This window comes from Clostridioides sp. ZZV14-6154, assembly GCF_020657785.1.
Taxonomy (GTDB): Bacteria; Bacillota; Clostridia; order Peptostreptococcales; family Peptostreptococcaceae; genus Clostridioides.
Genome location: NZ_JAGWCY010000086.1, coordinates 1 through 255, shown reverse-complemented (window position 1 = coordinate 255; position 255 = coordinate 1). Strand labels below are relative to the sequence as shown.

Sequence of the window (255 nt, the reverse complement as noted above, 5' to 3'; positions counted from 1 at the left end):
CGAAATTCTTATCTGCTACTATTATTTCTCTACCATACCAATTAGCTTTATATTCTAACATTCTTCTGAACTCCGACCAACTTGCTTCGCTTATAGCTTTCGCTAACTTATGATTTTTCACCATATTTTTTACCTTCAAGTCCTCAATAACTATAACTTGGTTTTCGTGTATTAGTTTAGTTGATAACTTATTTAGGAAATCTGCTCTTTGGTCTGATATCTTTTGATGCAACCTTGCTACCTTCAATCTTGCTT

The 255-nt window shown here is 32.9% G+C and carries 1 protein-coding gene; it reads right to left on the bottom strand.

Annotation, left to right across the window (positions count from 1 at the left end; translation table 11 throughout):
* The coding region (locus KGF45_RS20590) for an RNA-guided endonuclease TnpB family protein (RefSeq protein WP_227843090.1) at positions 1-255 on the bottom strand (255 nt) is incomplete at both ends.